Here is an 8,760-nt window from a genome sequence, read left to right as displayed (position 1 = left end):
CCGTGATCTTGCAGGGTTTCCCAGCAAGATCACGGCGGGGGAGCGGGGAGGACGGGGGGAGAGGGACGCTCAGGAGCCCAGGCGCACGGAGCTGGACAGCAGCGCCGCGTGCACGAACGCCTGCGGGAGGTTCCCGCGCAGCTGGCGCTGCTGCACGTCCCACTCCTCGCTCAGCAGCGCCGCCGGCCCGCACGCCGCGCGGTTGCGCTCGAAGAACCGGAACGCGTCGACCTCCTCGCCGCGCGCGTGCAGCGCCTCGGCGAGCAGGAACCCGCACAGCAGGAACGCCCCCTCGGTGGATCCCAGCGGCATCGAGTCCGGCGAGTACCGGTACACGTGGTGGTCCTCGACGAGGTCGCGGCGCACCGCCGCCAGCGTCGCCACCGACCGCGGGTCGTCCACCGGCAGCGCCCCGTGCAGCGCCGGGCGCAGCAGCGCCGCGTCCACCCCCGGCTGCGTCGGGCTGCGCTGCCAGCGGCCCTCGTCGGCGTGCAGGCACCGGCGCGACGTCTCCGCGAGGACGCGGTCGGCCAGCGCGGAGAACCGCGCCGCCTCCCCGGGCGCCGTCACCTGCGCGATCGAGCGCAGCCCCGCCACGCACTCCAGCCGCGAGTGCGTCCACCAGTCGTCGTGGATCTCCCAGATCCCCGCGTCCGGTTCGTCCCAGCGCTGCTCGATCGCCGCGACGGCCACGCCGACCGCCCGCCAGCCGTCGGCGTCCAGCCGGCCCGCGCCCTCGGCGGCCGCCAGCAGCTGCAGCACCTCCCCGAAGGCGTCGAGCTGGAACTGCCCGCGCACGTGGTTGCCGGCGACGTCCCAGCCGCCCGGGTAACCGGGCAGCCCCGTCGAGCGCTCCTCCGGCACCGGCTGACCGAGGACCGTGTAGGCGGGCACCAGACCCGGTCCGTCCTCCAGCACGCGCTGCACCACGAACGCCACGAGGGTGTCGAACAGCGGGTACGGCCCTCCGCAGGCGGCCATCGCGATCCCCGCGTAGCACTGGTCGCGGATCCACGCGTACCGGTAGTCGTAGCTGCGGCCCCTCTGGGCGTGCTCGGGCAGCGACATCGTCGCCGCCGCCGCCATGCCGCCGGCGTCCGAGGTCAGGCCGCGGATCACCGCGTAGGAGTGGCGCGCCTCCGTCGGCGCCACCGAGTTCGCGATCTCCGGGACGGCCGAGCGCCACGTGTGCACCGTGGAGGCCCACGCGTGGGCGGGGTCCACCGGGTCGCCCGGCGCGCCGGTGCCCACCTCCAGCACCAGGTCGTGGTGCCGCCCGGCCGGCACGCGCAGCTCCTGCACCAGCACGCCGTCCTCGCTCACCGAGGCGTCCGGCAGGCCCGTCAGGCGCACGTGCAGGTCGCCCGTGCGGGCGCTCCAGCGGCCCTCGTCGTCGCGGTGCAGCTGCCGCAGGGCCCGCGTCCCGAAGCGGGCCCGCAGGTCCAGGACCACGCGGACCTCCGCGTCGCCCTCGGCGGCCACCACCTGCCGCAGCACCACCGCCCTCGAGGGGTCGCTCGGCATCGCCATCGCGTCGCGGCACTCCACCGTCCCGTCGCCGCGGCTGGTCCAGCGGTGCCGGAACACCAGCGTCCCCGGCTCGTAGCGGCCGCCCCACACGAACGGGTGGGTCGGGGAGACGGCGAACAACCCGCGCCCGCCCAGCAGCGAGGAGAACACCGCGTCGTCGTGCCAGTGCGGCGCGCACAGCCACACCATCGCCCCGCGCGGTCCGACGACCGCCCCGCGCGCGCCGTCCGCCACCAGCGCGTAGTCGCGCAGCACCTGCGGCGGGAAGAGGTGGTGCAGCTCCTCCGGCGTCACGCCCGGGGCCCGGTCGACCCGGTCGTCAGCAGCACCTTGCCCACGTGCGAGGACTCCTCCAGGACGCGGTGCGCGTCCGCGGCCTCCTCCAGGGCGAACCGGGCGTGCACCACGGGGCGCACCGCCCCGTCGGCCACGAGCGGCCACACGTGGTCGCGCACGCTGGCGACCACCGCGGCCTTCTCCTCCAGCGGCCGCCCGCGCAGCGAGGTGGCGTGCACGGAGGCGCGCTTGGCCAGCAGCGTCCCCAGGTCCAGCTCGGCGCTGCGCCCGCCCTGCAGGCCGATGACGACCAGCCGCCCGCCCGTGGCCAGCGCCTCCACGTTGCGCGCCAGGTAGGGCGCGCCCACGACGTCCAGGACGACGTCGGCCCCGCCCGCGGCCCGCACCCGCTCCACGAAGTCCTCCCGGTGGTAGTCCACGAGGACCTCCGCGCCCAGCTCCGCGCAGCGCGCCAGCTTCTCCGCCGACCCGGCCGTCACCGCGACCCGCGCGCCCACCGCGCGGGCCAGCTGCACGGCCGTCGTCCCGATCCCGCTGGCGCCGCCGTGCACGAGCAGCAGCTCGCCCGGGCGCAGGCCCGCGAGCACGTGCACGTTGGACCACACCGTGCACGCCGTCTCCGGCAGCGCCGCCGCGTCCACGAGGTCCACCCCGGCCGGCGCCGGCAGCAGCTGACCGGCCGGGACGGCCACCCGCTCGGCGTACCCGCCGCCGGCCAGCAGGGCGCACACCGGTTCGCCGACGCTCCAGCCGCTGACGCCCTCCCCGAGCGCCGACACCCAGCCGGACACCTCCAGCCCCGGGTGCTCCGGCGCTCCCGGCGGCGGCGGGTAGCGGCCCTCGCGCTGCATCAGGTCCGCGCGGTTCACCCCGGCCGCGGCCACGTCGACGACCACCTCGCCGGGACCGGGCGCGGGGTCCGGCAGCTCGGTGACGCGCAGGACCTCGGGGCCGCCGGGGGTTTCGACGATCACGGCTCGCACCCCGCGACACTACGTCGGGCGCCCCCGGCCCGCCCCCGGGCGCGGACCCCGCGCGGAGGTGTCCCGCGCGGCCTCCCGCGCGGCCGCCAGGTCCGCGGGCACGTCCACGTCCAGGCGCTCGCGGTCGCTGACGGGCACCTCGGCCACCGCCCCCCGAGACCCCGCGTCCAGCCGCGCGTACAGCTCGCGCACGGGACGGCCGTCGACCGCGCACCCCGCCAGCGCGTCCAGCGCCGCGCCCAGCCGCACGGCCGCCAGCAGCGGCTGCCGGCGCCCGGAGGGGTCGACGCCCACCGCGGCGAGCGCGGGGGCGGCCCCGCCCGCGGGCTCCAGGGCGCCCAGCAGCCGGGGCAGCGCCGACGCGGCGAACGGCTGGTCCCCGGCCAGCAGCGCGACCGCGCACCCGCGCCCGGCCCCGGTGGCCGCCAGGTGCCGCAGCCCCGCCGCGAGCGCCGCGAGCGGTCCGCCGCCCGGCGGGTCCTCGCGCACGCGCTCCACCCGGGCGGCCAGGTGCGCCGGCAGGTCGCGCGCGGGACCCACGAGCACGACCCGCTCCGGCCCCGCGTCGGCGAGGGCCCGCAGGAGCGCGCCCAGGACCGGGCGGCCGCCGACGTCGGCGTCCAGCTTGTCGCCGGCCCCGCCCGCGGCGGTGAACCGCGACCCGGCACCCCCGGCCACGACCACGACCGCCGTCCCGTCCCCCACCGGTGCCTCCCCGATCCCGGGAGCCCCGCGGCGCCCGCCGTCCACCCGACACGCCGGTGCCCGGGCGCCCGAACGGAGGACGCGCCTCCAGGCCGCTCAGGGTCCCGCCCCCGGCTGCCGATCACCCCGCAGTCTGCTCGACCACGGTGGGACCACTCACCGCCCACCGACCGTACGGAAGGTTGACATGCTGCGGAACTTGAGCATCAGGGCCAAGTTGACGGCCCTCGTCACGGTGCCGCTGGTGCTGCTGCTCCTCGCGTCGGCCGCGGTGAACGCCCGCGTGGCCGCCGACGGCGCCGACGCCCGCCGCATCGCGGCCTTCGCGGCCTCCGCCCCGCAGGTCGACACCCTGCTGGACCACGTCCGCACCGAGCGCCTGCGCAGCGTCCAGGTCCTCGTCGGCGGCGGCGAGGAGGCCGTCAAGGCGCTCACCGAGGCCCGCGCGGCCACCGACGCCGCGGGCGCCGAGGCGTTCGCCGCGCTGGCCGAGGCCGACCTGGGCGCCGACGAGAGCGCCGTCGCCGACGCCTGGGCCGCGGTCGACCAGGTCCGCACCCGCGGCCTGACCGAGGTCCGCACCGCCGTCGACAAGAACTTCACCACCCCGCTCGACACGCTGAAGACCTACGGCACCTTCACCGACACCTACGTCGCGCTGACCCTGGCGGTCGCGGAGTCCGCCCGCGACCGCGAGCTCGGCTCGCAGGTCGCCGGTTTCGGCTACCTGGTCGACCAGGTCGACGCGCTGGCCACCGAGCAGGCCGCCGGCTGGATCGCCGCGCGCGGCGCCGGCAGCGCCGCCGTCTCGCAGGTGCGCACCACCGCCATCGGCGAGCAGGAGTACTTCGAGCGGCAGGCCCGCGCCCGCCTCGACGACGACAGCACCGTCGTCCTCGAGAAGGCGCTGGGGTCCGCGGAGGCCACCGCCGCCAAGGCGTGGGTGACCCCGGACCGCAACCTGTTCGCGTCCTCCTTCGCCACGCCGAACGTCGACCCCGAGCAGTGGCTGCGCTCCTCCGGCCAGCTCATCGACGTCCACCGCGGCGCCGCCAGCGTCATCGCCCAGGACGTCACGAACGACGCCGACGAGGCGGTCGCCGCCGCCACCACCCTCAGCGTCGTCATCGGCCTCATCAGCCTGGCGATCGTCGCCGGCACCGCCCTGTTCGCCCGCGGGCTGGGCCGCAGCATCGGCACCCGCCTGCGCGACCTCGCCGAGGCCGCCACCCGCGTGCGCGACGAGCTGCCCCGCATGGTCGAGCGCATGCAGACCCCCGGCGAGGGCCCGGGCGTGGAGTTCACGCCCATCCCCGTCACCTCCGACGACGAGATCGGCCAGCTGAAGGTCGTCATCAACGACCTCAACGAGACGACGTTCCGCATCGCCGGCGAGCAGGCCGCCCTGCGCGCCTCCATCGCCGAGATGTTCGTCAACGTCGCACGCCGCGACCAGGCGCTGCTGTCGCGCCAGCTGACCTTCCTGGACCAGCTGGAGCGCACCGAGGAGAACCCGGACACCCTCGAGGACCTGTTCACCCTCGACCACCTCGCCACCCGGATGCGGCGCAACGCCGAGTCGCTGCTCGTGCTGGCCGGCATCAACACCGGCCGCCGCCTGCGCCGGCCGCTGCCGCTGTCCGACGTCGTGCGCACCGCCGCCGGCGAGATCGAGCACTACGACCGCGTCGACCTGTCGCTGCAGGTGGACCCGCCCGTCGTCGGCCACCTCGCCCTGTCGCTGTCGCACCTGCTGGCGGAGCTGCTGGAGAACGCGACGAACTTCTCCGACCCCGGTTCGCGCGTCGTCGTCACGACGACCGAGACCGACCGCGGCGTCGAGGTCGCCATCCGCGACTCCGGCCTCGGCATGAGCGCCGAGGAGGTCGAGTCCGCCCTCCAGCGGATCTCCGGCGGCCGCGCCAGCGAGTTCGTCGGCGCGCAGCGCCTGGGCTTCTACGTGGTGGGCCGCCTGGCCGCCCGCCTCGACCTCGACGTGCGCATCGACGCGAGCGAGGGCGGCGGCACCACGGTGACGCTGCTGCTCGGCGCGTCCGTGTTCACCCCCGGCAGCGTCAACGCCGGCCAGCCCGAGCTGGCGGCCCTCGACGCGGCGCCGGACGCCCTGCCCAGCGCCCTGCCCAGCGCCCTGCCCGACGCCCTGCCCAGCGCCCTGCCCGACGCCCTGCCCAGCGCGCTGCCGGACGCGGCGCCCAGCGCCCTGCCCGAGGCGTCCACCGCGTCCACCGGGGGCCCGTCGAGCATCGTCGCGAACCCGCTCGCGGCCGACGGGATCGGCAGCGCGCTGTCGCAGACGCTGGAGCGCTCCGCCGCCGAGGCCGCCGCCGGTTCCGACGTGGTCGCGGCCCAGCCGACGGCCAAGCTGCCCGGCCGGTCCCTGCCCGCCCGGCGCAAGCCCGCCGGTGGGGCTCCCGCCGCCCCGGCCGAGGCGTCCGCCGCCCCGGCCCCCGCCCCGGTCGCCCCGGCGAGCCCCGCGGGCGACTCCTGGCAGCCGCCCGTGGCGCCCGCGGCGCCGGCCGACGCGGCCAGCGCCATGCCCAAGCGCGAGCGCAAGCCGTCCGCGCCCGCGGCGCTGGCCCCTGCGCAGGACATCCTGCCCAGGGCCGGGCGCAAGCAGCGCCAGGTGCGCGAGACCGCGACCCCGCCCAAGACCGCCGCCGAGGCGTTCTGGACGTCGCGCCGCAAGGGCGCCGACAAGGGCGAGAAGGCCGTCGAGGCGGCCGGGACCGAGAAGGCGGTCGAGGCCGTCGAGGCTCCGGCCGAGGCACCCGTCGAGGCGGCCGCCCCGGAGGCGTTCGCGCCGCTGGAGCCGCTGGCGCCCCTGACCCCGCGCGCGGAGCAGGTCCAGCCGGCCCGCGTCCCGGCCGCCCGCACCCCCGAGGTCGCCCCGGTCGCCCCGGTCGCCCCGGTCGCCCCGGTCGCGGGCGAGGTCGTCGAGGAGCCCGCCGCGGCCCCGCGGGAGCCCGCGGCGCCCGCCCCGGCGCCGGCCCTGCCGGTCCGCGGCGCCCGCACCGAGGCCGCCCCGGCCGACGCCGGCACCCGCGGCGGTGGCGAGGCCCTGCGCCAGCGCTCCTCGCTGGCCGCGGAGGCGCTGTCCGCCCTCACCGAGGGCGCCTCGTTCAACCCGTCGATGGCCAGCGGCTCCCAGCCGCTGGTGCGCCGGCAGGCCGGGGCGACCGCCGCGGCCGCCAAGCCCGCGCCGGCCCGCACGGCCGCCGCGCGCCAGCGCCGGGCCCCCGCCGACGTCCGCTCGATGCTGTCCGGCTTCCAGGCCGGCGTCTCGCGCGGCCGTCAGACCGAGACCGCCGACGGCTCCGCGCCGGACGGCGCCCAGGACCCCACCGGGACCGCCGGTGAGGACGCCTGACCCCGCGGGCGCGCACGTCGCGCACGGAGCGCCCGCCCCGACGCCCCGGCCGCCCGGCCGGGGGCCAGACCCCCGCACCCACCGAGCCCACGACCCGATGGACACCGCCGCGACCGCGCCGGCCCGCCCGAGAAGAGGAACCCCACTGTGACCGCGCTCAGCACCGAGGCAGCCGACTTCAGCTGGCTCCTCGACAACTTCGTCAAGAACGTCCCCGGCGTCCAGCACACCGTGGTCGTCTCCGCCGACGGACTGCTCATGGCCATGTCGGACAAGCTCGACCGCGAGGCCGGCGACCAGCTCGCCGCCATCGTGTCCGGCGTGTCCAGCCTCTCGCGCGGCGCCGCCCGCCAGCTCGACTCCGGCGAGGTGCGCCAGGCCATCATCGAGATGGACGAGGCGTTCTTCTTCCTCGTCAACATCTCCGACGGCTCCGTGTTCGCCGTGGCCGCCGAGGCCGGCTGCGACGTCGGCCTCATCGGCTACGAGATGGCCATGCTCGTCCAGCGCTGCGAGGCCGTCCTCACGCCGCAGCTGGTGTCCGAGATGCGGGCGAACCTGCCCACCTCGGCGCCGGTCGCGGCGAGGTGGTGACGCGACCGTGACTCCTCCTGGCAACCCGGGGGGCGGCGCCGACCTGTGGTCCGACGACGAGCACGACGACGTCGCCGAGTTCACCGTCCGCCCGTACACCGTGACGGGCGGGCGGACCCGCCCCACGACGGACGTCCTGCCCGTCGAGGCCCTCGTCGAGGCCGTCGCCGCGCCCGAGGTCGGGATGACGCCCGAGCGTCGCACCATCCTCGAGCTGACGAAGAGCTCCTACCTGTCCATCGCCGAGCTGTCCGCCCACGTCCACCTGCCCGTCGGTGTCGTGCGCGTCGTGGTCAGCGACCTGTCCCACGCCGGGAAGGTCCGCGTCCACGGCGTCGCGCCCGCCACCACCGGCCAACCCGCGACCACCATCAGCGTCCTGGAGAGTGTTCTCAATGGCATTTCCTCGCTCTGACGTGAGCACTCCCGCCGGAGCCGGTGCGCCCGCGGGAAGCGCTCCGGAGCCCACCGCGCCCCCCACCGTCGTCAAGATCGTCGTGGCCGGCGGGTTCGCCGTCGGCAAGACGACCTTCATCGGGTCGATCTCCGACATCGAGCCGCTGCGCACCGAGGCCGCCATGACGGAGCACTCCGTCGGCGTCGACGACGCCGGGCAGAACTCCGACCGCAAGACGTCCACGACCGTGGCCATGGACTTCGGCCGCATCGCGCTGCCGGGCAACCTGTGGCTGTACCTGTTCGGCACCCCCGGGCAGGACCGGTTCCTGTTCATGTGGGACGACCTGGTCAAGGGCGCCATCGGCGCCGTCGTGCTCGTCGACACCGACCGCCTCGACCAGTGCTTCCCCGCCGTGGACTACTTCGAGTCCCGCGGCATCCCGTTCGTCGTCGCCGTGAACTGCTTCGACGGCGTCGCCCAGCACGACCTGGAGGCCGTCCGCGAGGCCCTCGCCGTGCCGGCCGACACCCCGCTCGTCTACACCGACGCGCGCAGCAAGGCCGCCACCAAGCACAGCCTCATCACGCTCGTGCAGACGGCGCTCGCCCGGCTCAACGCCGCCTGAGCGCGCGGGCCGGCAGCGGGTCGCGCCCGCGCAGCACCGCCGAGGGGGGGGGCCCCCCCCGGGGGCCGCGGCGGGCGGGGGGCGGGGGGCGGGGGTGGGCCCCCCCCCCCCCCCCCCCCGCGGCCGGGACGCTAGCGGCGCCGGTGCCGTGGGCGCGGGGAGTTGCCCCGGCGGCTGCACCGGCCGGGTCCGTTGCACCAGTGCGGGTCTGGACACCCGGCGCGGTGGCGAGGACGCT

Annotated in this window: 7 protein-coding genes; 4 read left to right on the top strand and 3 right to left on the bottom strand. The window is 77.2% G+C overall.

Annotated features, from left to right (window positions below):
- Positions 1-69: 69 nt before the first annotated feature.
- Genes ACRYMY_RS19165 through mobA form a run of 3 tightly spaced genes read right to left on the bottom strand, consistent with a single transcriptional unit; the run spans position 70 to position 3,515 of the window.
- A complete protein-coding gene (locus ACRYMY_RS19165) occupies positions 70-1,824 on the bottom strand; it encodes a glycoside hydrolase family 15 protein (RefSeq protein WP_432548811.1) in 1,755 nt (584 codons plus the stop codon).
- Positions 1,821-2,810 carry an NAD(P)H-quinone oxidoreductase gene (locus ACRYMY_RS19160; protein ID WP_432548810.1) on the bottom strand — a complete coding sequence of 330 codons (990 nt, stop codon included), beginning with the start codon at positions 2,808-2,810 and terminating at the stop codon, positions 1,821-1,823. Before ACRYMY_RS19160 ends, ACRYMY_RS19165 begins: the two co-directional genes overlap by 4 nt.
- Positions 2,811-2,819: 9 nt before the next feature.
- Positions 2,820-3,515, bottom strand: coding sequence for a molybdenum cofactor guanylyltransferase (gene mobA / locus ACRYMY_RS19155; RefSeq protein ID WP_432548809.1), 696 nt, complete (start codon positions 3,513-3,515; stop codon positions 2,820-2,822).
- Positions 3,516-3,714: 199 nt separating this feature from the next.
- Here mobA and ACRYMY_RS19150 point away from each other — a divergent pair, with 199 nt between their 5' ends.
- From ACRYMY_RS19150 to ACRYMY_RS19135, 4 genes are all read left to right on the top strand, one after another.
- Complete coding sequence (locus tag ACRYMY_RS19150; RefSeq protein WP_432548808.1) at positions 3,715-6,903, top strand: sensor histidine kinase; 3,189 nt, start codon at positions 3,715-3,717, stop codon at positions 6,901-6,903.
- A gap of 147 nt (positions 6,904-7,050) precedes the next feature.
- Complete coding sequence (locus tag ACRYMY_RS19145) at positions 7,051-7,497, top strand: roadblock/LC7 domain-containing protein (protein WP_369055857.1); 447 nt, start codon at positions 7,051-7,053, stop codon at positions 7,495-7,497.
- 7 nt (positions 7,498-7,504) lie between these two features.
- On the top strand, positions 7,505-7,912 hold the full coding sequence (locus ACRYMY_RS19140; RefSeq protein ID WP_432548807.1) for a DUF742 domain-containing protein: 408 nt from the start codon (positions 7,505-7,507) through the stop codon (positions 7,910-7,912).
- Positions 7,893-8,522 (top strand): GTP-binding protein, encoded by a 630-nt coding sequence (locus ACRYMY_RS19135; protein WP_369055855.1) that lies wholly within the window; start codon positions 7,893-7,895, stop codon positions 8,520-8,522. The genes ACRYMY_RS19140 and ACRYMY_RS19135 overlap by 20 nt, the downstream gene beginning before the upstream one ends.
- Positions 8,523-8,760 lie beyond the last annotated feature (238 nt).

This window comes from Kineococcus haloalkalitolerans (assembly GCF_050871905.1).
Classification (GTDB): domain Bacteria; phylum Actinomycetota; class Actinomycetes; order Actinomycetales; family Kineococcaceae; genus Kineococcus.
This window is presented reverse-complemented; position numbering and strand designations above follow the sequence as displayed.

Bases quoted from the DNA above. Each gene is read 5' to 3' on its own strand.
- ACRYMY_RS19135 (WP_369055855.1), top strand. From the start codon at position 7,893: ATGGCATTTCCTCGCTCTGACGTGAGCACTCCCGCCGGAGCCGGTGCG.